General features: G+C 53.9%; 19 protein-coding genes. 9 read left to right on the top strand and 10 right to left on the bottom strand.

Annotated features, from left to right (window positions below; genetic code table 11):
• Positions 1-23: 23 nt before the first annotated feature.
• Both lolD and NMK_RS16330 read right to left on the bottom strand, forming a co-directional pair.
• Entirely contained in the window at positions 24-698 is a 675-nt protein-coding gene (gene lolD, locus NMK_RS16335; RefSeq protein WP_109016829.1) for a lipoprotein-releasing ABC transporter ATP-binding protein LolD, read from the bottom strand.
• A complete protein-coding gene (locus NMK_RS16330; RefSeq protein ID WP_109016828.1) occupies positions 691-1,944 on the bottom strand; it encodes a lipoprotein-releasing ABC transporter permease subunit in 1,254 nt (417 codons plus the stop codon). The genes lolD and NMK_RS16330 overlap by 8 nt, the downstream gene beginning before the upstream one ends.
• A gap of 121 nt (positions 1,945-2,065) precedes the next feature.
• Here NMK_RS16330 and aroC point away from each other — a divergent pair, with 121 nt between their 5' ends.
• Both aroC and NMK_RS16320 read left to right on the top strand, forming a co-directional pair.
• The gene (gene aroC, locus NMK_RS16325; protein WP_109016881.1) at positions 2,066-3,166 is read left to right on the top strand and encodes a chorismate synthase; all 1,101 of its coding nucleotides are present in this window, start codon (positions 2,066-2,068) and stop codon (positions 3,164-3,166) included.
• Positions 3,167-3,282: 116 nt separating this feature from the next.
• A complete protein-coding gene (locus NMK_RS16320; protein WP_109016827.1) occupies positions 3,283-4,428 on the top strand; it encodes an MFS transporter in 1,146 nt (381 codons plus the stop codon).
• On the opposite strand, the gene NMK_RS16315 is transcribed toward NMK_RS16320, so the two are convergent.
• From NMK_RS16315 to NMK_RS16295, 5 genes are all read right to left on the bottom strand, one after another.
• On the bottom strand, positions 4,429-4,818 hold the full coding sequence (locus NMK_RS16315) for a hypothetical protein (protein WP_146187223.1): 390 nt from the start codon (positions 4,816-4,818) through the stop codon (positions 4,429-4,431). It abuts the gene before it with no gap.
• A 296-nt stretch (positions 4,819-5,114) separates the two neighbouring features.
• Positions 5,115-5,918 (bottom strand): GTP cyclohydrolase FolE2, encoded by an 804-nt coding sequence (gene folE2 / locus NMK_RS16310; RefSeq protein ID WP_109016825.1) that lies wholly within the window; start codon positions 5,916-5,918, stop codon positions 5,115-5,117.
• Between the two features lie 34 nt (positions 5,919-5,952).
• Positions 5,953-7,794 (bottom strand): 1-deoxy-D-xylulose-5-phosphate synthase, encoded by a 1,842-nt coding sequence (gene dxs / locus NMK_RS16305; protein WP_109016824.1) that lies wholly within the window; start codon positions 7,792-7,794, stop codon positions 5,953-5,955.
• On the bottom strand, positions 7,794-8,681 hold the full coding sequence (locus NMK_RS16300; RefSeq protein ID WP_109016823.1) for a polyprenyl synthetase family protein: 888 nt from the start codon (positions 8,679-8,681) through the stop codon (positions 7,794-7,796). The genes dxs and NMK_RS16300 overlap by 1 nt, the downstream gene beginning before the upstream one ends.
• Positions 8,674-8,901: an exodeoxyribonuclease VII small subunit gene (locus NMK_RS16295; protein WP_109016822.1), complete on the bottom strand. Its 228-nt coding sequence runs from the start codon at positions 8,899-8,901 to the stop codon at positions 8,674-8,676. The genes NMK_RS16300 and NMK_RS16295 overlap by 8 nt, the downstream gene beginning before the upstream one ends.
• A 103-nt stretch (positions 8,902-9,004) precedes the next feature.
• On the opposite strand from NMK_RS16295, the gene NMK_RS16290 reads away from it, so the two are divergent.
• On the top strand, positions 9,005-10,444 hold the full coding sequence (locus NMK_RS16290; RefSeq protein ID WP_109016821.1) for a cyclic-di-GMP receptor FimW-related protein: 1,440 nt from the start codon (positions 9,005-9,007) through the stop codon (positions 10,442-10,444).
• On the opposite strand, the gene NMK_RS16285 is transcribed toward NMK_RS16290, so the two are convergent.
• Positions 10,441-11,094 (bottom strand): alpha/beta hydrolase, encoded by a 654-nt coding sequence (locus tag NMK_RS16285; protein WP_109016820.1) that lies wholly within the window; start codon positions 11,092-11,094, stop codon positions 10,441-10,443. The genes NMK_RS16290 and NMK_RS16285 overlap by 4 nt on opposite strands.
• A 115-nt stretch (positions 11,095-11,209) precedes the next feature.
• Here NMK_RS16285 and NMK_RS16280 point away from each other — a divergent pair, with 115 nt between their 5' ends.
• The 6 genes from NMK_RS16280 to NMK_RS16255 all read left to right on the top strand — a co-directional run bounded on the left by NMK_RS16280 (position 11,210) and on the right by NMK_RS16255 (position 18,647).
• Positions 11,210-13,429, top strand: coding sequence for a CHASE2 domain-containing protein (locus NMK_RS16280; RefSeq protein ID WP_109016819.1), 2,220 nt, complete (start codon positions 11,210-11,212; stop codon positions 13,427-13,429).
• Between the two features lie 15 nt (positions 13,430-13,444).
• Entirely contained in the window at positions 13,445-14,209 is a 765-nt protein-coding gene (locus NMK_RS16275) for a 3',5'-cyclic-nucleotide phosphodiesterase (protein WP_109016818.1), read from the top strand.
• Positions 14,210-14,211: 2 nt separating this feature from the next.
• On the top strand, positions 14,212-15,288 hold the full coding sequence (locus NMK_RS16270) for a cyclic nucleotide-binding domain-containing protein (protein ID WP_109016817.1): 1,077 nt from the start codon (positions 14,212-14,214) through the stop codon (positions 15,286-15,288).
• Positions 15,289-15,356: 68 nt separating this feature from the next.
• Positions 15,357-16,640 carry a flippase gene (locus NMK_RS16265; protein WP_109016816.1) on the top strand — a complete coding sequence of 428 codons (1,284 nt, stop codon included), beginning with the start codon at positions 15,357-15,359 and terminating at the stop codon, positions 16,638-16,640.
• Positions 16,641-16,707: 67 nt separating this feature from the next.
• Positions 16,708-17,754: a glycosyltransferase family 4 protein gene (locus tag NMK_RS16260; protein WP_109016815.1), complete on the top strand. Its 1,047-nt coding sequence runs from the start codon at positions 16,708-16,710 to the stop codon at positions 17,752-17,754.
• The gene (locus NMK_RS16255; protein ID WP_181376317.1) at positions 17,751-18,647 is read left to right on the top strand and encodes a glycosyltransferase; all 897 of its coding nucleotides are present in this window, start codon (positions 17,751-17,753) and stop codon (positions 18,645-18,647) included. Before NMK_RS16260 ends, NMK_RS16255 begins: the two co-directional genes overlap by 4 nt.
• Here NMK_RS16255 and wecB read toward each other — a convergent pair.
• Positions 18,576-19,706, bottom strand: a complete 1,131-nt coding sequence (gene wecB, locus NMK_RS16250) for a non-hydrolyzing UDP-N-acetylglucosamine 2-epimerase (RefSeq protein WP_109016813.1) — start codon at positions 19,704-19,706, stop codon at positions 18,576-18,578. The genes NMK_RS16255 and wecB overlap by 72 nt on opposite strands.
• Positions 19,699-20,823 carry a glycosyltransferase family 4 protein gene (locus NMK_RS16245; protein WP_109016812.1) on the bottom strand — a complete coding sequence of 375 codons (1,125 nt, stop codon included), beginning with the start codon at positions 20,821-20,823 and terminating at the stop codon, positions 19,699-19,701. Before NMK_RS16245 ends, wecB begins: the two co-directional genes overlap by 8 nt.
• Positions 20,824-20,834: the final 11 nt, after the last annotated feature.

Here is a 20,834-nt window from a genome sequence, read left to right as displayed (position 1 = left end):
AGAAATCAGCTAGCAGTGGAGATTCAGGCCAACCGCCCATCGTCCAGGCGCAAGGTGCGCCCCATGCGTGCGGCGATTTGCAGGTCGTGCGTCACCACGACCAGGCTGGTTCCCAAGTCGCGGTTCAGCTCCAACATCAAATCGAACACCGCATCGGCGGTATGGCGGTCGAGATTGCCCGTCGGCTCGTCGGCCAATACACATTTAGGTTGCGTGACCAACGCACGGGCTACGGCGGCCCGCTGACGTTCGCCTCCGGAAAGCTCGCCCGGCATGTGCTCCATGCGGTGCCCCAGGCCAACGCGATTCAGCATCTCGGCAGCCTTCGCCTCGGCCTCGGCCCTATCCATGCGGCGCACCAGCAGCGGCATGGCGACGTTTTCCAATGCGGTAAATTCCGGCAGCAGGTGGTGGAACTGGTAGATAAATCCAAGCGACTGATTACGCAGCTCACCCCGCGCCGCTTCGCTCATGTTCGCCAAGGGCTGTCCCATCAGCGCCACTTCGCCTCGGGAAGGCGTATCCAGCCCGCCCAGCAGGTGCAGCAAGGTACTCTTGCCGGAACCTGAGGCACCCACGATGGCGAGCTGCTCGCCTTGCGCAATCGCAAGGTCGATACCGCTCAGCACGGCAACATCAAGCCCGGCATAAGTTTTATGGAGATCGCGGCAGGTGAGGATAGTTGTCATGTTATTCATAACGCAGCGCCTCCGCCGGATTGGTCTTGGCGGCTCGCCAGCTGGGGTAAAGCGTCGCCAGCAGCGAGAGCACCAGCGAAACGGAGGTGATCGTGATCACGTCGGCCCATTGCAATTGCGAAGGCACGTCGCTGATGTAGTACACATCCTTGGCGAGAAACTGCACACCGAACACGTGTTCAATGAACGGTACGACAACGTCGATATTAAGCGCCAGGGTGACGCCACCCACCGCCCCCATCAAGGTGCCGATCACCCCAATCAGAGAACCCTGCACGATAAAAATCTTCATGATGCTGCTGGGCGAAGCACCCAGCGTGCGCAAGATGGCAATATCGGCGCGCTTGTCCGTCACCGCCATCACCAGCGTCGAGACGATATTGAACGCGGCCACGGCGACGATGAGCGTCAAAATCACGAACATCACGCGCTTTTCCATCTGCACGGCGCGGAAAAAATTCGCATGCTGCTCCGTCCAGTCGCTCACGAAATACGATCCGTAGGCCGCCAGTTGGGTAGACAGCTCGTGCCCGATGCGCGGCGCCTGGTACAAATCCTCCAATTTGAGTCGAACCCCGGAAACCTTGTCACCCATGCGGTACAACTTGGCTGCGTCATCCATGTGGATCAGCGCCAGCGAGGCGTCGTATTCATACATCCCCACCTGGAAAATCCCCACCACGCGGAACTGCTTGAGGCGCGGAATGATGCCGGTCGGCGTGAATTGCCCTTCCGGCGCCATCACTACTACCTTGTCGCCCAACCCGGCACCTAAAGATTGTGCCAGCTCGGCACCCAGCACGATGCCGAATTCGCCGGATTTCAGATCGGTCAGCTTGCCGACTTTCATGTGCGAACCAAGATCGGCGACCTTATCTTCTTCAGCCGGCAAAATCCCGCGGATCATAGCCCCTTGCACAGCCTGGTCCAACGACAACATGCCCTGCGCCATGATGTACGGCGCAGCAGCCTGCACCTGCGGCGAGCCTTTGACGAAATTCACCACCGATTTCCAGTCGGGCAAGGCGTTGCCGTTACCCGTGATCTGGATATGCGAAGCCACGCCCAGAATGCGCGTGCGCAATTCGCTCTGGAACCCGTTCATCACCGACAACACGACGATCAACGCCGCCACGCCCAGTGCGATCCCGAGCATGGAGGTCATGGAAATAAACGAGATGAAATGATTGCGGCGCTTGGCGCGGGTATAGCGCAGGCCGATGAAGAGTTCGTAGGGGAAAGTCATGGGTGGGTATTCTAGCGAGTAATACGGTCGAGCGCAGGAATCCAGCAGCCAGCGCCATCCAACGCCCTTGCTGCCCTATGTTAAAATCTCACTCAAATTCAATCTTCTGCGAGCTTTCCCCATGTCCGGCAACACCTTCGGCACCTTGTTTACCGTCACCTCGTTCGGTGAATCCCACGGACCGGCTATCGGCTGCGTGGTCGATGGCTGCCCACCGGGGTTGGCGTTGACCGAAGCCGACATCCAGATCGAGCTGGATCGTCGCAAGCCGGGCACCTCGCGTCATGTGACGCAGCGGCAGGAGCCGGATTCGGTCGAAATTCTCTCCGGCGTGTTCGAAGGCAAGACCACAGGCACTCCGATTGCCTTGCTGATCCGCAACCAGGACCAGCGCAGCAAGGATTACGGCAACATCGCCAGTACGTTCCGTCCCGGTCATGCCGACTACACCTACACGCAGAAATACGGTTTCCGCGATTACCGCGGCGGCGGACGTTCATCGGCACGCGAGACAGCCGTCCGCGTCGCAGCTGGAGCGATTGCCAAGAAATGGCTGAAAGAACGTTTCGGCGTAACGATTCGCGGATGCATGAGCCAGCTGGGCGAGATCGATATTCCCTTCGTTTCATGGAACGATGTCGCGCAGAACGCGTTTTTCGCCCCTAATGAAACAGTCGTCCCGCAACTCGAGGAATACCTCGACAAAATCCGTGCAGAACGCGATTCCGTCGGCGCCAAGATCACCGTAGTGGCTGAAAACGTACCGGTAGGCTGGGGCGAACCCGTATACGACCGACTGGATGCCGAGATCGCTTACGCCATGATGGGCATTAACGCCGCCAAGGGCGTGGAAATCGGCTCAGGCTTCGCTTCTGTGGCGCAGATGGGCAGCGAGCACTGCGACGAGATGACGCCCGAGGGCTTCGCCACCAACAATGCCGGCGGCATTCTGGGCGGGATTTCCACCGGGCAGGACATCGTTGTACATACGGCGTTCAAGCCGACCTCCAGCTTGCCACAGCAGCGGCGCTCCATCGATATCGACGGCAACGCCATCACCATGCAGACCAATGGCCGCCACGATCCATGCGTAGGCGTTCGGGCAACGCCGATTTGTGAAGCCATGCTGGCCCTCGTGCTGATCGACCACGCCTTGCGCCACCGCGCCCAGTGCGGCGATGTGGAATGTGCAACACCGAAGATCAGTGGCTCGATCAAGTAGGCTCACGGCAAGTAAGTAGCTCGTAGCGCAGGCGGCCTCGCCTGCTTCGCTTTACTCAAAAATGACGTTTGCAGGCGAGGCCGCCTGCGCTACGGGTTTCGGACCACTCAGTTCTTATGCAAGCCCTCCCCTACTGGCGGCTGTCCGGTTTTTATTTCCTCTATTTCGCCTTCGTCGGCGCCTTCACGCCCTACTGGAGCCTGTACCTCAAATCGTTGGAGTTCAGCGCTTTCCAGATCGGCGTGCTGATGTCGCTGCTGCAGGTATGCCGCATGTTCGCACCCAACCTGTGGGGTTGGCTGGCCGACCACACCGGCAAGGGCGTGGGCATCGTCCAGCTCGCCGCGGGGATGAGTATGCTGACTTACCTCGGCGTATTCGCGGGCAACAGCTTCGCTTGGCTATTCTGCGTGATGGCCATTATGTGCAGCTTTTGGAGCGCATCCCTGCCGCTCATGGAATCGATTACCCTGCGTCACCTTGGTGAAAAGGCCGAACATTACGGGCGCATCCGCGTGTGGGGGTCGCTGGGTTTCGTCGTCGCCGTAATCGGTTTGGGCTACGTGCTTGATAACGCGCCGATCAAAGCCTTGCTATGGGTTGTTCTGGGGCTCAAGTTTGGCATCTTCCTGTTCTCGCGCTTCGTTCCGGAACCGCGCCCCAAGCCTTACCAAAATAACGCCGGCCCGATCTGGAGCATCATCAAGCGCCCGGAAGTCAGCGCCTTCCTCATCGCCGGTTTTCTCATGGCCGCCGCGCATGGGGTGTATTACACCTTTTTCTCCATTTACCTGGTCGATCTCGGCTACTCCAAAGGCGCTGTGGGCTGGTTGTGGTCTATCGGCGTGGTGTGCGAGATCATGGTATTTTTGTGGATGCCGAAACTGACGGCGAAATTCGGCCTCCGCAACATCCTTCTCGCGAGTTTTTTCCTGGCGACGGTGCGTTTTGTCATGATCGGCTTCGGCGCGCAATGGGTCGTTGTGGTCGTGCTGGCGCAAACGCTGCATGCGGCCTCGTTCGGTTCCTACCACGCTGCCTCGGTGGCGCTCATCCACCGTTTTTTCCACGGCCGGCATCACGCCAAAGGCCAGGCGATCTATACCAGCACGACGTTCGGGCTGGGAGGAACGCTCGGGGGACTTTGGAGCGGCTGGATGTGGGAGCCGGCAGGACCGGCCCTCACATTCGCCGTTTCATCCGTGGCGACGCTCGTCGCCTTCGTACTGCTTTATCGGCAGCTTAGACTGCAAGCCGCCTGATTACTTGGCCGAGTAGGCGATCGCACGGACTTTCTTGAGCGAGGCGGTTGGATAGGCCCCCACCACGCGAGAGACTTCGTTACCACGTCGGTCGAAGTAAATTAGCGCCGGCAACGGGGCGGCAGAGAGGTCGAATTTCTTCAGCACAGCCTCGCGGTCTTCGGGCTTCAGCACGACCAGCATGGGCGCATATTCGTTGCTCTTGTGGACCTGGGCCGACAACAGCCAAGCGGTATCCGCCGCAATTTCACCGGGCTCGGTCACTGCGACAATGACACCTTTGCTGCTGTTGCCAGCCTTGGCAACGACTTCGGGTTGTGGATTTGCCATGACGGCGGCGTTGGCGATGCCGGAAATGACGAGAGTGGAAACGATTAGCGTGCGTTTCATGGTCATGCTCCTTCACTAACAACGGATTGAAAAAATCGAACTCCTGGAGAATCCTCATCTGCTTATCCTGATCCAAGCAGGAGTTGCGCCAGTCTGCGCGAAATCAATGAATCTTGAATGAAATCAATATGAAGCTTTTGTAAAGACAGCCCCAAGCGCTGCCGTGAAGACAGGCTATTCTTGACTAAAATGCACGGAATTGAGACGTGTTGCCTTGTTGTTGTGCAGATAGGAGCAGACGGTAGAAACGAAAACGCCGCCCGAAGGCGGCGCAATAAAACCGGAACCGGCTTAGCTTAGCCTTGGCGCTTGTCGCGCTCGATCAAGGCATAGGCGGAATGGTTGTGGATGGACTCGAAATTTTCGGATTCCACTACGTAAGCGTCGATGCGCGGTTCCGCGTTCAACTGCGCTGCCACGTCGCGCACCATGTCCTCGACGAACTTGGGATTGTCGTAGGCGTGCTCGGTGACGAACTTTTCGTCAGGACGCTTGAGCAGGCCGTACAGTTCGCTGGATGCCTGTTCCTCGACGATACGGATGAGGTCTTCCACCCAGATGAACTCGTTGATGAGCGCCGTAATCGTGACGTGCGAACGCTGATTGTGCGCGCCGTAGTCGGAAATCTTCTTGGAGCACGGACACAGACTGGTCACTGGCACCAGCACCTTGACGGTGATGTTGTATTCGCCGTTCTTGATCTCGCCGATGAACGTAACGTCGTAGTCCAGCAGGCTGGTCACGCCAGAAACCGGGGCCGCCTTGTTGATGAAGTACGGGAAGGTCATCTCGATATGGCCGGACTCGGCTTCGAGGCGCTTCACCATCTCGCGCAGGATGGTCTCGAAATTCTCGATGGAGATCTCACGCTCGTTCATGTTCAATATCTCGACAAAGCGAGACATGTGCGTGCCCTTGAAGTTATGCGGCAAATGCACATACATGTTGAACAAGGCCACCGTGTGTTGCACGCCGCCGCTCTTGTCCTTCACCTTGACGGGATGGCGGATCGACTTGATGCCGACCTTGTCGATGGCGAGATGACGGACGTCCGGTGTGTTCTGAACGTCTTCGATGGCAGGAGTGGTCAGTTGATTCATGGCGGTTTCTAACTTTTAATACCCGAGTATATCACTAGGACAATTGTTTCTCAATCGCGGTTCGGATGCCCTCAGCATCCAGCCCGCATTCTGCAAGCAGCTTTTCCGGCGCGCCGTGTTCGATAAATCGGTCAGGCAACCCGAGCTGCAATAGGTTCATTTTAACGCCTGCAGCTTTCAAGGTCTCGGCAACAGCACTACCTGCGCCGCCCATGATGGAGTTTTCCTCGACGGTCACGATATACTCATGCTCCGCTGCGAGTTGCAGTACCAGCGCTACGTCCAGCGGTTTAACGAACCGCATGTTGGCAACCGTGGCATTAAGACTTTCGGCAGCTTGCAAAGCCGGAGCGACCATGCTTCCGAACGCCAAGATGGCGACTTTTTCGCCACGACGGCGAATCTCACCCTTGCCGATCTCGACCGTATCGAGTGCGAGGTCGACGGCAACACCTGTCCCGCAACCGCGCGGATAGCGTACCGCCGCAGGACCATCGTGCTTGAACCCCGTAGTCAGCATTTGGCGGCACTCGTTCTCATCAGCCGGCGCCATCACGACCATGTTGGGGATGCACCGGAGATAGCTGATGTCGAAGCTGCCCGCATGCGTCGGCCCGTCGGCGCCGACCAAACCGGCGCGGTCGATCGCCAGCAATACCGGCAGGTTTTGCAGCGCGACATCATGGACCAACTGGTCGTAGGCGCGCTGCAGGAAAGTGGAGTAAATGGCGACCACAGGCTTTAACCCTTCGCACGCCAATCCGGCGGCAAAGGTGAGCGCATGCTGCTCGGCAATGCCGACGTCGAAATAGCGCTCCGGGAACAATTCCTGGAATTTATTGAGGCCGGAGCCGTCGCACATGGCCGGCGTAATACCGATCAGGCGCTCGTCAGCCGCCGCCATATCGGCCAGCCAGTCGCCGAAAATCTGGGTGTAGGTTTTTTGCCCCGTGCCCGGCATGCATACGCCGTTGGTGGGATCGAACTTGCCTACGCCGTGGAACTTGCCTGGGTCGTCTTCGGCCGGTTGGTAGCCCTTGCCCTTTTGCGTCACCACGTGCAGGAACTGCGGGCCCTTGAGCTGACGGATGTTGGACAAGGTCGCCACCAGGGTATCGAGATCATGGCCGTCGATAGGACCGATGTAGTTGAAACCGAATTCCTCGAACAGCGTCCCCGGCGTCATCATGCCTTTTACGTGCTCTTCCGTGCGCTTGGCCAACTCCAGGAGCGGCGGTGCTACGCCCAGCACTTTTTCCGTGCCGCGGCGCATGCGATCGTAGAGGCGGCCGGACAGCAGCTTGGCCAAATAATTGTTAAGCGCGCCGACGTTGGGCGAGATCGACATGTCGTTGTCGTTGAGGATCACCAGCAAATTGGCGTCCATGGCACCTGCGTTGTTCAAGGCTTCGAAGGCCATGCCGGCTGTCATTGCGCCGTCGCCGATAATTGCCACGGCGCGGCGGTCCAGTCCCAGCTTTTGCGCCCCCACCGCCATGCCCAGTGCCGCGGAAATCGAAGTACTGGAATGCCCCACGCCGAAGGCATCGTATTCACTCTCGCTGCGGCGTGGAAAACCGGCGATTCCGCCCTGCTTGCGCAGGCCCGACATGGCTCCACGACGGCCGGTCAGAATCTTGTGCGGATAAGTCTGGTGCCCCACGTCCCATACCAGACGATCGTCCGGGGTATTGAAAACGTAGTGCAACGCGATGGTGAGTTCCACCACGCCAAGGTTGGACGCTAGATGCCCGCCGGTTTGCGAGACGCTCTCGATGAGAAAACTTCTCAACTCATCAGCAAGTTGAGGCAATTGCTTGCGTTCCAACTGCCTAAGCGCGGCGGGAGAATCGATTTGTTCGAGGAGTGATGTCATCAGAACTGGCGTTGGGTAATGAATCCGGCGAGTTGAACCAGGCGCTCGGCGCGGGGGCCGTAAACCTGTAACTGGGCCAGCGCGCTATCGTGCAAGTCGCGGGCCAATTGCTTGGCGCGTTCCAGGCCGAGGATGGTCACGTAGGTCGGCTTGTTGTTGGCGGCATCCTTGCCGGCGGTCTTGCCCAAGGTTGCGGTGTCGGCTTCGGTATCGAGAATGTCGTCCACCACCTGGAAAGCCAGGCCAATGCTCTTGGCGTAATGGTCCAGGGCAGATAGCGCTTGTTCGTCGCAATCGCCGCAGTAAGCGCCCAGCAAGGCAGCCGCACGAATCAACGCGCCGGTCTTGTGGATATGCATGAACTCAAGCTCGGTCTGGTTGAGATCCAGCCCCACACTGGCAAGGTCGATGGCCTGTCCGCCTGCCATGCCTCTCGATCCCGAAGCTTGTGCCAGTAATTGGCACATGGCCAGCTGGCGCAATGGCTGGGCCAGCAAATCAGGCTGGCTCAGCACTTCGAATGCCAGGGTTTGCAAGGCGTCGCCCACCAGCAAAGCGGTCGCGTCGTCGAACTGCTTATGGCAGGAAGGCTTTCCGCGGCGCAGATCGTCGTCGTCCATACAGGGCATGTCGTCGTGGACCAGCGAGTAGGCATGGATCATTTCAACCGCACAGGCCGCAGCATCGATTTTTTCAGGCTGGGCGCCGCACAATTCACCTCCGGCATGCGCCAACAAGGCTCGCACCCGCTTGCCGCCCCCGAGGACGGAATAGCGCATGGCTTGATGCAGGCGTTCAGGAGCGATTTGCGGACCGGGGAGCCATTGTTCCAGTGCAGCTTCGGTACGGGACTGGATGCCTTGCATCCAGCCGGTGAAATCAGTCATCGATGGAGAAATTCTGTAGGTTATTTTGTTCGTTCAGGATCCGCACCTGCTGTTCGGCTTCCTGAAGGGATTTCTGGCAATACTGCAAAAGCTCGGCCCCGCGTTTGTAAGCTTCCAGAGACTGCTCCAGCGGGAGCTGGCCTTCTTCCATCTGTCGCACGATATCGCTGAGGTCCGCGAGCGCGGCTTCGAAATTCTGGGGGGGAGCGCTTTGAGTCATAAACACCTTTCGTCCGCAAAGCTATCAAAAAAAGCCCGGATTGGTCAAATCGGACCATTTCAGGATACCATTCCAGACATAATAAAGGAGTGCCGGCTTGAACATGAAATGGCTCAACAATCTCCCGGGGGATGCGCTGGCCGCGCATGAACTCGCACTCATTCAACTCAGCAAGCTCAACGTGCCGGAGGAGGCGCGGCTGAAATGGCTGCTGGCAGTGGATGACGCGCTTTTCCCTTATCACTACGCGCTTGCAGTGGCTTACGCGCGTGCCAAACGCTTAAGTACGGAGGAAGAGTCTCGCCTCTGGCACGCCGGCCACACACTGCACGAAGCCTGGGTGCGGGCCTACCTGGGAACACTCCAGCATCCCGAAACTTCTCCCGAACAAGTCGTGCTGATTACAGCCCGGACGCTCTACCATCGTTCGCGGGCCGCCGTTTGGCGTAATTTCCGCTACCTGCCCGCCCCTATAGGCTGGTGGCTGGATACTCACAAAATTTACTCATTGGCCGAGGCCAAAGGCTTTGCCGCGCAAGCGCTGGAAGTTTTCCCGCATGAAGAACATGCAGATGCCGCAGCCTTGTACTTGCGCATCCTGATGCTGGAAACGCTAAATCTCTCGAATATGACACGCCCGCAGATTCTGGCAGCGGACAAGTGGATTCAGCATCACGTGCAAGGCATTGCGCTTGCCACCACTTATGATCCAGATCGCCAGCTTTTTTACGTCGACCGGAGTATGGATCGCGGAGGATGCCGCATCCGCAACTTGAAGCTGCAACCCTCCCAGCGCTACTGGATTACTGACGACCTTGTGGCCGACATTGAGAACGACATCCTGGACGACACGCACGATGTCCCCGACCTCGATGTCCTGCGCAGCATGCACAGCGAATGGTCGCGCACCACCTACAAGCGTCAACGTCGCTCTGGCGAGCGTAGCGAAACGGCTCGCCGCGCCACGGTGGCCCATGGGATTTATGCGGTATGCCAGGAGGTACTGAACCAGACTTCCGGTACAGCCTCGGAACTAGGCGGCGAAATCTGGCATATAGAATCCATCAGCACCCATGGCTTGGGGGCGGTCGTCAGCACTGAGCTCAACAACTGGCTGCAGATCGGCCGCATCGTCGTATTCAAGGAAGAAATCAGCTTCGGCATGAGCGTGGTGGGTGTCATCCGCAACCTCAAGCATCAGGAACCGGGCAAGATTTATGTCGGCACGGAGATTCTTTCCTATATGGCGCTATACGGCTCGCTCCATCAAGTCGCGGGCGGCACAAACGCCGCTGGCGCGGTCCCCTGCATCTTCGTTTCATCCGACGAGAGACGGCTCAATCTTTCCCTGCTGATGCCCGCCGTGGAATATGAGGCCGGGGCAGAACGCTACCTGAGGCTCGACAAACGGCTGCATCGGGTTCGCCTGCATCGACTGGTTGAGCAGCAGGACGATTGGGTGCGCGTTGAAATCGACGTGCTGAAACAATTGGTCGCCGTGCCGCAGCATGAATTGGCACAACGACCGAACCCAATTCTCTAGCCCAGCACCTGCATCAAATAGCGCCGGATATCAGCAATTTCTTCGGTGCTCACCGTGTGCGCCATCGGGTATTCGTGCCATTCCACTGCGAAGCCTTCGCTCTCGAGCGCTGAGCGTGAAGCTTCTGCCGCCTCGATAGGAATCACCGTATCGAATCGTCCATGAGCCATGAACACCGGAATACCGGCGTTAATAGGGGTTTTTTCCATCGGAAGACTGGCATACAAGGGGAGATAAGTCGATAACGCCATGACGCCGCCGAGACGTTGCGGACAACGTAACGCCGTTTGCAATACAACCGCGCCGCCCTGCGAAAAACCTGCCAGCAGGATGCGTTCGGACGGCACGCCGCGTGCCATTTCTTGCTCGATCAGCATCTCCACACTCGCTTGCGATTGGCGGATGCCCGATTCATCCTGCACCCCAGCGATATCCAACGAAGTGATGTCGTACCAGGCTGGCATGATGTAACCGCCATTGACGGTCACCGGCATACGCGGCGCATGCGGGAAAACGAAGCGCACCGCGCAGGGCAAGGCTAGTTCTTCAACCACCGGCACAAAATCGTCCCCACTGGCACCTAACCCATGCAACCAGATGATACTGGCATCGGCTTGCCGTACTTCACAAATCTCAATAGTTTCAAGCATCTATAAAAATCTCTCAATCGTCGCGTTTCTGTTAAAGCCTGGCATTTTGGGCTATTCTATTTTGGGCTACCCTTAAGAAAAACCCTACAATCCTGAAAAAATCGACCTGCGTCCCATGCTATCCATCCTAAAACGTCATCGCATGCGCATGCTATTGAGTATTGCCGTGCTGCTGGTATTCCTGCTGCACGTCATCGGCGTCTTGCCGCTCGGCTTTGCCGATCGCATGGAAAACCTGGCTTATGACCTTCGCCTGAACCTCATGATGCCCAAAACCGTCGATCCGCGCATTGTCATCGTAGACATCGACGAACGCAGCCTGCTGGAACAAGGCCGCTGGCCCTGGAGCCGCAATAAACTGGCCGCGATGGTGAACAAACTGTTCGACCAGTACCACATTCGCGTGCTTGGCTTCGATGTAGTATTTGCGGAAAAAGACGATGCCGGTCTGCTGGCGCTGCAACAAATCGGCAGCGCAGTAAAAAAACCGGAAATTGCGCAAGCGCTGGAACGCGTCAAACCCTCCTTGGACTATGACCGCGCATTTGCCGAGAGTTTAAAAAATCGCCCTGTCATCCTGGGTTATTATTTTCGCGCCAACGGTGGCAAAGATGCCAACGTGGGCATGCTACCGCCTCCTGCCATTGCTGCTGGCACATTCGACATTGCCGCCGTCGATTTCGATCATGCCGATGCCTATGGCGCCAACCTACCCATCCTGCAACAACAGGCATCGGGCGCCGGGCATTTCAATCCGGAACCCGACAGCGACGGCATTTCGCGAAGGATCGCCCTGCTGACCGAATACCAAGGCAACCTGTACGAATCGCTCGCCCTGGCCGTTGCCCGTACTTCGCTTGCAGTGCCCAAGGTCGAGGCAGGATTTGTAGCGGGCACGCCGGGAGAGGATTACGCTGGACTTGAATGGCTGAAGCTGGGCTCACGGCACATCCCCATCGATGGAAATGCAGCAGCGCTGATACCCTTCCGCGGACGTCAAGGTAGTTTTCCATACGTTTCAGCCTCCGATGTGCTAACCGGGAAAGCAGACCCAAAAACCTTGGATAATGCCATCGTGCTCGTCGGCACCACGGCGCCTGGCCTTATGGACTTGCGCGCCGCGCCGGTCCAAAACGTCTATCCCGGCGTTGAGATGCACGCGAATATGGTGGCCGGCATTCTCGACCAAAACATCAAATCCAAGCCAGCTTACATGTTGGGCGCAGAGTTCATGATGCTGATCGTTATCGGCATCATCCTGGCATTAGGATTAGCTGTGATGGGACCGCTGATGTCGTCGCTGCTGACCGTTGGCGTCCTGACCTCTGTCGTCGGCTTCAATCTCTATCTGTGGCAAGACGCCAACCTGGTCATGCCGATCGCTTCCACACTATTGCTAATCGGCCTCTTGTACCTGCTCAACATGTCCTACGGGTTTTTCGTCGAATCGCGCGGAAAACGTCAGTTAGCAGGCTTGTTCGGTCAATACGTGCCGCCTGAACTCGTCGATGAAATGGCGAAAGATCCGAATGCCTTCTCGCTCGAAGGCGAGAGCCGCGAATTGACGGTGCTATTTTCCGACGTACGCGGGTTCACTACGATTTCCGAAGGCCTGGACCCCAAGCAACTCGCGCAGTTGATGAACGAATACCTCACGCCGATGACCCACGTGATCCACCATCATCGAGGCACCATCGACAAATACATGGGCGACGCCATCATGGCCTTCTGGGGCGCCCCAGTGGCTGAACCGGATCATGCTCGTCACGCCCTGCTCGCGGCTATGGAGATGATGCAAGCATTGGAACAATTGCAAAAAGACTTTGCAGCCAAGGGTTGGCCGCCGATCAATATCGGGATCGGCCTCAATACTGGTGTGATGACCGTCGGCAATATGGGCTCAGAATTCCGCATGGCTTATACCGTAATGGGTGATGCGGTGAATCTCGGATCGCGCCTGGAGGGGCTGACCAAGCAATACGGCGTCAATATCATCGTGAGCGCATTCACAGCTGAGAAACTGCCTGATTTCGTGTTCCGCGAACTCGATTGCGTACGGGTCAAGGGCAAGGATGAGCCGGTGGCGATTTTCGAACCTGTCGGCCCCAAGGGCACATTGGATGCGGAGACCGAGAAGGAACTCGCGGTTTATCGCGAAGCGCTCAAACTTTACCGCTCGCAGAATTGGGATTTGGCTGAGATGCAATTTATCAACTTGCGCAGCCAGCATCCGGGACGGTATCTTTACGAAGTTTATATTGAGCGTATCGCTTATTTCCGCGACCATCCGCCTGGCGATGACTGGGACGGCGCATTTACCTTCAAGACCAAATAACGGGGCCACAAGACCATGCAGGTCAAAATTTTGGGATGCAGCGGCGGAATCGGGGGCAAGCTCCGCACGACTTCCATGCTGATCGACCGCGACATCCTGATCGATGCAGGGACGGGCGCAATGGATCTGTCGATTGAAGAAATGATGATGATCGACCATATCTTCATCACGCATTCCCACCTTGACCATATCGCCAGCCTGCCCATGTTGGTCGATACCGTCATCGGCCTACGCGACAAACACATCAAGCTGCATGCCACACGCGAAACCTGGCAGATCCTCCAGGACCATATTTTCAATTGGAAAATCTGGCCCGATTACACCACTATTCCCGACACCAGCAATCCATTCATCGTGTATAGCGAGGTCAAGGTCGGCGAAACTATCGTCATCGGCGATCGCAAGATCACACCATTGCCGGTGAACCACGTCGTGCCCACGGTAGGCTATCAAATGGATAGCGGTACCAACAGCCTGGTGTTTACCAGCGACACCACGACATGCGACGCACTTTGGGAAGCCGTCAATCGCATCGATAACCTCCAGTATTTGATCATCGAAACCTCGTTCGGCAATGCTGAAATCGACCTCGCCCGGCGCTCCAAGCACTTGTGTCCATCCTTGCTCATCGATGAGCTGCATAAGCTCAAGCACCCGGCCCAGATATTCATCACCCATCTTAAGCCTGGCGAGGACGAAGCGATCATGCGCCAGATCAACCGTGACGCGACGGCATTCAACCCGCAGGCGTTGAGTGCCCTGCAAGTGTTAGAACTCTAAGCATGGCCGTCGCAATCGAAGTACTGTCTCAGCTGGAGCCCTTGCGCAGGCTGTCTCCCGGGCGGCTAAAGGAAATGGCCGGACTGTGCTTCGCTGAGCACGTGAGCAAGGATATCGACCCGTTTCGCATGAATGTAGTACAAGCGGCGCAATCACTTTATCTCATCAAGGGAAATCTCGCTCTCAACCTGGCGGATGGTCGGAGCGAAGTGCTGCAGGGAGGGAGCGAGCAGGCGCGTCATCCTGTCGGTCATGGCGCCCAACTCAAGAATACGGTCGCATTGACCGATATCGATATTGTTCGCGTCGACACGGACCTTCTCGATATCATGATGACCTGGGATCAACTCGCAGATTACGAGCAATCTGCGGCACAAGCCGAGCCAGCTGCGCCAATAAAACCTGCCCCCAATGCAGGCAACTGGATGAAGCACACCGGCGTATTCAGCGCGGGCAATCTCCAGAGCGGAATCTTTAGCCGATTGCCGCCCGCGAATATCGACGAGATGTTCCGCCGCATGAGCAGCATACAGGCCCATGCGGGACAGACCATCATCAACCAAGGCGCAGAAGGCGATTATTACTATCTGATCGAATCAGGCACTGCGCGCGTCACTCGTGAAACCGCTCCGGGCCAACAGCCCTTACTACTGGCCGAACTCAAGGCTGGCGATGCTTTCGGCGAAGAGGCGTTGGTATCGGACAACAAGCGTAATGCGACGGTCACCATGATCACTAGCGGGGTGCTCATGCGGCTCAGCAAGCGTGATTTTGCCGAACTGTTGAAATTACCTCTGGTTCAGACCGTTTCAATGGCTGCTGCCGAAACAATGGTAAAACGCGGCGCCATTTGGATCGATGTTCGCTTCCCTTCGGAATACACCCATCACCACCTCCCAGGCGCCATCAACACCCCGCTACACGACATCCGCGACGCACTAAAGAACCTCGACCGGCACCGGGAGTACATCACCTACTGCCAGAGCGGCAGGAGAAGCTCAGCCGCAGCGTTTATCATGGCGCAGCATGGGTTTGATGTTAGGGTGTTGGAGAATCTGCCTAAATCGCAACTTGACTAATGCTTCCATTACGTTGCCGCCCAAATCCTTAAAGCGGTATTTCTAAAAGTACTCCCTGAAAATCAGTTATGAAATTGCCCTTTGCGCTACGAACTATCGCTCTATTGCGTAAATGGCAACTTGGCAAGATTTCGAGAGATACATTCATAATGACTATCGGCTTAGGCCTACGAACTTTTGGGCAAGCTGCAGTATTTCTTATCATCGCGCGCGTACTGAGAATTTCTGATTATGGAGCTTATTCAGCAGTACTCGCATTGGCAGGAGCTTTTGCTAGCTTTTCAGGATTTGGCACCCAAACACTGTTAGTTAGGGATATTTCAAGAAATCCCGAATATTTTTCAATAGCATGGGGGCGTATTTTAGGCACCATATTATTTACTACCCCGTTTTTTTTGGTAGCCTACTTAGCTACCGCGTGGTTGATATTGCCATCCAATATACCTTTCATTATTGCTATTTCAATCGGCTTAGCTGAGCTGTTCTTTAATCCAATCGGGCTCGCAGCTCAAAGTGCTTTCCAGGGGCATGAACATATTCGCGGAATGGCTCAACTCATGCTTATTCCGGTTTTGTCACGTCTATTTGGCGCCCTTATTCTTTTTCCATTATCAGCAATGGTTTCCCCAACTTCCCTCCTTAAATCCTGGGCTATTTTATATGCGCTAGCTGGCTTAGCTTCGGCAATATATAGCCTAAACATAGTTAACCGAGGCCTTGGTCGCCCATCTTTGCCTACGATGGATATTTTTTATAAAGGTTTACGTGAAGGAATGCCATTTGCATTCAGCAGTGCGGCTATGAAACTTTATACTGACATTGATAAAGCAATGCTTGCAAAATTCAGCACATTAGATGCAGTGGGCGCTTATTCTGCTGCTTATCGTGTCGTTGACTTTGCTACAGTTCCAATCATGTCGCTCCTTACGGTAACCACTCCACAATTCTTCAGAGCAGGTGAAGCCAATGTTCAAAATTCATTCCAATATGCACGTAAAATATTGCCAATTCCGTTGGTCTACGCCCTGATTGTTGGAATCGTTTTTTATCTCGCGGCAGGGTTACTTCCATTAGTGCTGGGCAACAGCTTCGCAGCAGCAGTGCCTAGCCTGCAATGGCTTGCATGGCTTCCGTTAATATCATTGCCACGCCAGTTCTTCCAAACATCCTTGATCAGCAGTAATTATCAAAACTTCACTATGATTATTTTAGGTAGTGGTGCTGCCCTTAATATTGCACTCAATATATGGCTAATACCGATGTGGAGTTGGCAAGGTGCAGTAGTCGCTACTTATTTTGCAGAAATATTTATGGCTTCCACGATGCTATTGGTAGCAAGAAAACTATATTAAGCAATTGATTAAATTTTGTATTAAGAATATTTCTTGAAGGTTAATCAATAACTTATAGCAAGGGTATATGAAGATCGTTTTTATAGCTGCAAGTGCGTGGCCTTCAATTGGAGGTGTTGAACGGCATATTCTTGAGCTAACGGCTGAAATGATCGCAGATGGACATCAAGTCACATTAATCGCACCAGGAAAGCAACTTTTAGAATTAAAAGATAAGCATCAGGCCCAAAATAAGCGAATTCAGCTACATACAAGCAGCATTAAGCTTTTGAACGGCTTCATTGGTGGACTCTCCTTGGGAATTCACCTTCCTATTTTGCTCAACGCAGATGTTATTCACTACCATGACTATCAGCCCTTGTGGCGATGGGGATTGTGGCTCCATCCTTTACTGCGTTTAGCCGGCAAACGGATTTTCATCACTTTTCATGGATGGGAAGGCCACTTTCCACCCAATCCTATAGCAAGACTCAGGAGACGGTTCATTGCTGCCATTGTCAATGGCTCTCTTGCGATAGGCCATTATATTTCCAAATGGTATGCCACAAACTCAGCAGTAATCTGTTATGGCGGTGTACGGCTACCGTCATTGGAGCCTCACTGTGGTGACTATGCTCTTTTCGTAGGGCGGCTAGAGCGAGACACCGGGATTCTTCAATATTTGGAAGCATTATCTCAAGCACATCAAGAAACTCGACATCTACGTTTAATTGTGTGCGGGGATGGCTCTTTAAGAACACAGGCCCAATCCCTTGCTACTGAGTTAGGGATAGAAGCTCAGTTTCTAGGGGCGGTTTCAGACCCCATGCCCTATTATCGACAAGCTAGGATGGTATTCGCTTCCAGCTATTTGGCAATCTTAGAAGCTTTCTCTTTTGGAAAATCCGTAATTGCTATCTACGACAACCCACTAAAACAAGACTATCTCTGTCTGATGCCAGAAAGCGAACAAATGATGTGGATATGTGGCGATATTCCAGAACTCAGTAAGGCAATCCAACTCATCAATTCAACCCCTATCAATTCACGTTCGCTCAAAGCCAATAAGTTCGCGCAAGAGAACAGTTGGAGCGATGTCAAACAAGCGTACTACAAGTTATGGGGGGAATTATGACCAATGCGCCGATCTCATTGATTACAACTATTTTTAACGAGATAGCCTCTATACAGACATTTCTCGACAGTTACCGTCACCAATATCGATATGCTGACGAATTTATCATTGTAGACGGTGGCTCCACTGATGGAACCATTGAAACTATTTCCGCCTATACTAAAACACATCCTGAATTAAATATCAGATTGATAGTAGCGCCTGAATGTTCGCGAGCTTATACCCCAGCACCGATTGCTCGGGGCCGTAATTTAGCTATTAAGAACGCAAATAACGAATTTATTGCCGTCACGGATGCCGGTTGCATTCTTGATCCGAATTGGCTAGCCCGAATTACATCTCCACTAGATCAGGCTGACGTTGTGGCGGGGTGGTATCGATACAACGCAATATCACCATTTCAACGGCGATATGCTCGTCTAATGGAGCCCAGCGCAGAAAATGTCAATCCAATGACTATTCTCCCTTCGTCTCGGAGTATCGCATTTAGAAAAAAATGCTGGCAAGAAGTTGGGGGATATCCAGAGCTAAGCTACAGCGGGGAAGATACGATGTTTGACATTAATCTTCATCGTGCTGGATATAAATTTGCATTTGAACCACAAGCGCTCGTTTTTTGGACTCCGCCACTAACACTAATGGAGGCTCTCAAAAAACACCGATGGTATTCGTATGGAGACGGACAACTTCATCTCCGTAAACGTCTTCATTTGATGCGTATTGTTTGCTTGCTCATGCCGTTTTGCCTACTCATTGATCCGCGTAAACGACAGGACTTCATTTTTGCCTACACCATACTTTGCGCACAAATATTTGGATTCTTAGCTGGATTTATTTCGAGTCTGGGGCGTCGATCGAAAATGTCGGGAGAGAATCTCAACTATACGCATTGAAGCATGCCCATCGCCATAAGGGGAATCCTCTGTCCTCATTGCTGAATATGCAGCGAAACTATCAAGCAACAAGCTGGTTTCCCGGATGATGTCATCACGGTTAGTCCCAATTACTTTAGATATTCCAGCCTCGACAGATTCTGGACGTTCCGTTGTATTACGCAACACAAGCACCGGCTTTTTCATAGTGGGAGCCTCTTCTTGCACGCCTCCGCTATCAGTCAGGATTAGATAAGACTGGCGCATTAAGTCCAGAAATTGGAAATAATCTTGAGGTGGAAGCAGATTTATTCTTGGATGATTAGCCAAGAATTGCTTAACTGGTAACAGAATATTTGGATTCGGGTGAACGGGATACATCACATGCAGATCAGGATAACGCTCTACCAGAATTTTAATAGCTTCAAAGATATCGCATAAGGGCTTTCCGAAGCTTTCACGGCGATGGACCGTAAGTAGCAAAGTCTTTTTTGTGGAGACCGGCTCTGTGTCAAGGTGTAAAGATGACATCGTTTCTACAAGAGTATCAATACCTGTATTGCCGGTAACGTAGATAGAAGCCTCGTCAATCCCTTCATTGATCAATTGCGATGATGCTCTTAGGGTGGGCGCGAAATGCCACTTAGAAATTCGAGCAATCATTTGCCTAGTCCCCTCTTCAGGGAAAGGGTGCTGAAGGTTGTTTGTACGAAGGCCAGCTTCTACATGGCCAAAGGGAACATTGTTATAAAAGGACGCCAAGGCCGCAGCAAAAACAGAAGTAGTATCCCCCTGCGCCAGAACAACATCGGCTCGAGTTTTGGTAATTACTTCAGAAATCCCAAGAATTGCTTGTGCCGCCAGTTCTGAGAGTGTCTGATTTTTAGACATCAAATTGAGGTCATATTCGACGTGAATGTTGAATCTCAAGATCATCTGATCCAACAATTCACGATGCTGTGCAGTCGCAAGAACAACGCACCGAGCCCATTCCGTATTTTGCAGGCGGCGAATCAGCGGAGCCATCTTGATGACTTCAGGTCGTGTTCCGATGATGCATAATACAGTGCGCTTAGCCATTGGTATTACCGACAAATTCACTGTTCGAACGATTAGAGACTTGCGACTGAATTCTTGCGAGCGCTTTCATGGAAATATCTTTCCAATCCATACCGTTTGGTAAGCGGGTATATCTAGGGGTAGTAAGCTGTATGGCAATTGCGCGTGCAAGGTCTTGAGGATTCTCGGGTTCACAGACGGCACCCCCCAAGTCCAGTGCCTGCTGAGGAAGATTAGCCAGGAAATTAGGTGTCCTGGTCGTGACCACAGGCCGTCCACTTGCAATATATTCACCGATCTTACATGAAGCCCCTTGATCCATTGCGGCAGAACGTCGATATGGCACCACAAGCACATCGGCACACGCAACAACTTCCGGCATGCGGCCAAAAGGCATGTCGCCTAAATAATGTATTGCAGGATCTTCAAGATAACGCATAGGTGGATTCTTGCCACCAAGGAGAGCTTGAATCTTTGTGCCTTTGGCTCGCAATAATCGAACGGCATCCACCAGATCATCTACACCTCGATCAACTTCCATACTGCCGAAATATCCGGCATAGATCATACCCTCCGATAAACCAATGTTCTGTCGACACATTACTCGATCCAAAGGACGAAACTGATTTGTATCAACGCCATTTGGTATTAAATAGTCCGCACTTGGCCTAGCTCCGATAATTGACGGCAGTGCCTGGCTGGCGAATGTTCTTATATGCGCATGTTTCGTCAAAAAATGAAACGGATCAAAACCAAGCAATCGACGATATCCACCAAATTCGTCATATTTATCGTAAATATCAAATACAAACATTGCCTTATTACGTTGCGCGACTAGCCATCCAGCCATGCCGACATAGCAATCGCCGCTGGCAATCACTACATCAAATTGCCCTGGGAATAGGCATTGTCCTATTAACTGCCCCCAAGCCTTGAAACCGACAATAGGAAATGTAGTGATCCGAAGGGTACCATCAACCTTTACCACTGATTCGCTAGAGTGATAATCGAACAGCCACAGCTGCACTTCCTCGCCAGCTTTTGACCAGAAATAGGGTAGCTGATAAATGCGTCCAAACCGTTCAGCATACGCGTCGCGATTTGTATAAAAACGTTTGCCAAGGAAGAGAATTTTCATGAGGAGATATG

It is taken from the genome of Novimethylophilus kurashikiensis (assembly GCF_003112435.1).
GTDB classification, from domain to species: domain Bacteria; phylum Pseudomonadota; class Gammaproteobacteria; order Burkholderiales; family Methylophilaceae; genus Novimethylophilus; species Novimethylophilus kurashikiensis.
The sequence above is the reverse complement of the archived record's forward strand: the minus strand, read 5'-3'. Positions and strand labels throughout refer to the sequence as shown.

Bases quoted from the DNA above. Each gene is read 5' to 3' on its own strand.
- lolD (WP_109016829.1), bottom strand. From the start codon at position 698: ATGAATAACATGACAACTATCCTCACCTGCCGCGATCTCCATAAAACT.
- NMK_RS16330 (WP_109016828.1), bottom strand. From the start codon at position 1,944: ATGACTTTCCCCTACGAACTCTTCATCGGCCTGCGCTATACCCGCGCC.
- aroC (WP_109016881.1), top strand. From the start codon at position 2,066: ATGTCCGGCAACACCTTCGGCACCTTGTTTACCGTCACCTCGTTCGGT.
- NMK_RS16320 (WP_109016827.1), top strand. From the start codon at position 3,283: ATGCAAGCCCTCCCCTACTGGCGGCTGTCCGGTTTTTATTTCCTCTAT.
- NMK_RS16315 (WP_146187223.1), bottom strand. From the start codon at position 4,818: ATGAAACGCACGCTAATCGTTTCCACTCTCGTCATTTCCGGCATCGCC.
- folE2 (WP_109016825.1), bottom strand. From the start codon at position 5,918: ATGAATCAACTGACCACTCCTGCCATCGAAGACGTTCAGAACACACCG.
- dxs (WP_109016824.1), bottom strand. From the start codon at position 7,794: ATGACATCACTCCTCGAACAAATCGATTCTCCCGCCGCGCTTAGGCAG.
- NMK_RS16300 (WP_109016823.1), bottom strand. From the start codon at position 8,681: ATGACTGATTTCACCGGCTGGATGCAAGGCATCCAGTCCCGTACCGAA.
- NMK_RS16295 (WP_109016822.1), bottom strand. From the start codon at position 8,901: ATGACTCAAAGCGCTCCCCCCCAGAATTTCGAAGCCGCGCTCGCGGAC.
- NMK_RS16290 (WP_109016821.1), top strand. From the start codon at position 9,005: ATGAAATGGCTCAACAATCTCCCGGGGGATGCGCTGGCCGCGCATGAA.
- NMK_RS16285 (WP_109016820.1), bottom strand. From the start codon at position 11,094: ATGCTTGAAACTATTGAGATTTGTGAAGTACGGCAAGCCGATGCCAGT.
- NMK_RS16280 (WP_109016819.1), top strand. From the start codon at position 11,210: ATGCTATCCATCCTAAAACGTCATCGCATGCGCATGCTATTGAGTATT.
- NMK_RS16275 (WP_109016818.1), top strand. From the start codon at position 13,445: ATGCAGGTCAAAATTTTGGGATGCAGCGGCGGAATCGGGGGCAAGCTC.
- NMK_RS16270 (WP_109016817.1), top strand. From the start codon at position 14,212: ATGGCCGTCGCAATCGAAGTACTGTCTCAGCTGGAGCCCTTGCGCAGG.
- NMK_RS16265 (WP_109016816.1), top strand. From the start codon at position 15,357: ATGAAATTGCCCTTTGCGCTACGAACTATCGCTCTATTGCGTAAATGG.
- NMK_RS16260 (WP_109016815.1), top strand. From the start codon at position 16,708: ATGAAGATCGTTTTTATAGCTGCAAGTGCGTGGCCTTCAATTGGAGGT.
- NMK_RS16255 (WP_181376317.1), top strand. From the start codon at position 17,751: ATGACCAATGCGCCGATCTCATTGATTACAACTATTTTTAACGAGATA.
- wecB (WP_109016813.1), bottom strand. From the start codon at position 19,706: ATGGCTAAGCGCACTGTATTATGCATCATCGGAACACGACCTGAAGTC.
- NMK_RS16245 (WP_109016812.1), bottom strand. From the start codon at position 20,823: ATGAAAATTCTCTTCCTTGGCAAACGTTTTTATACAAATCGCGACGCG.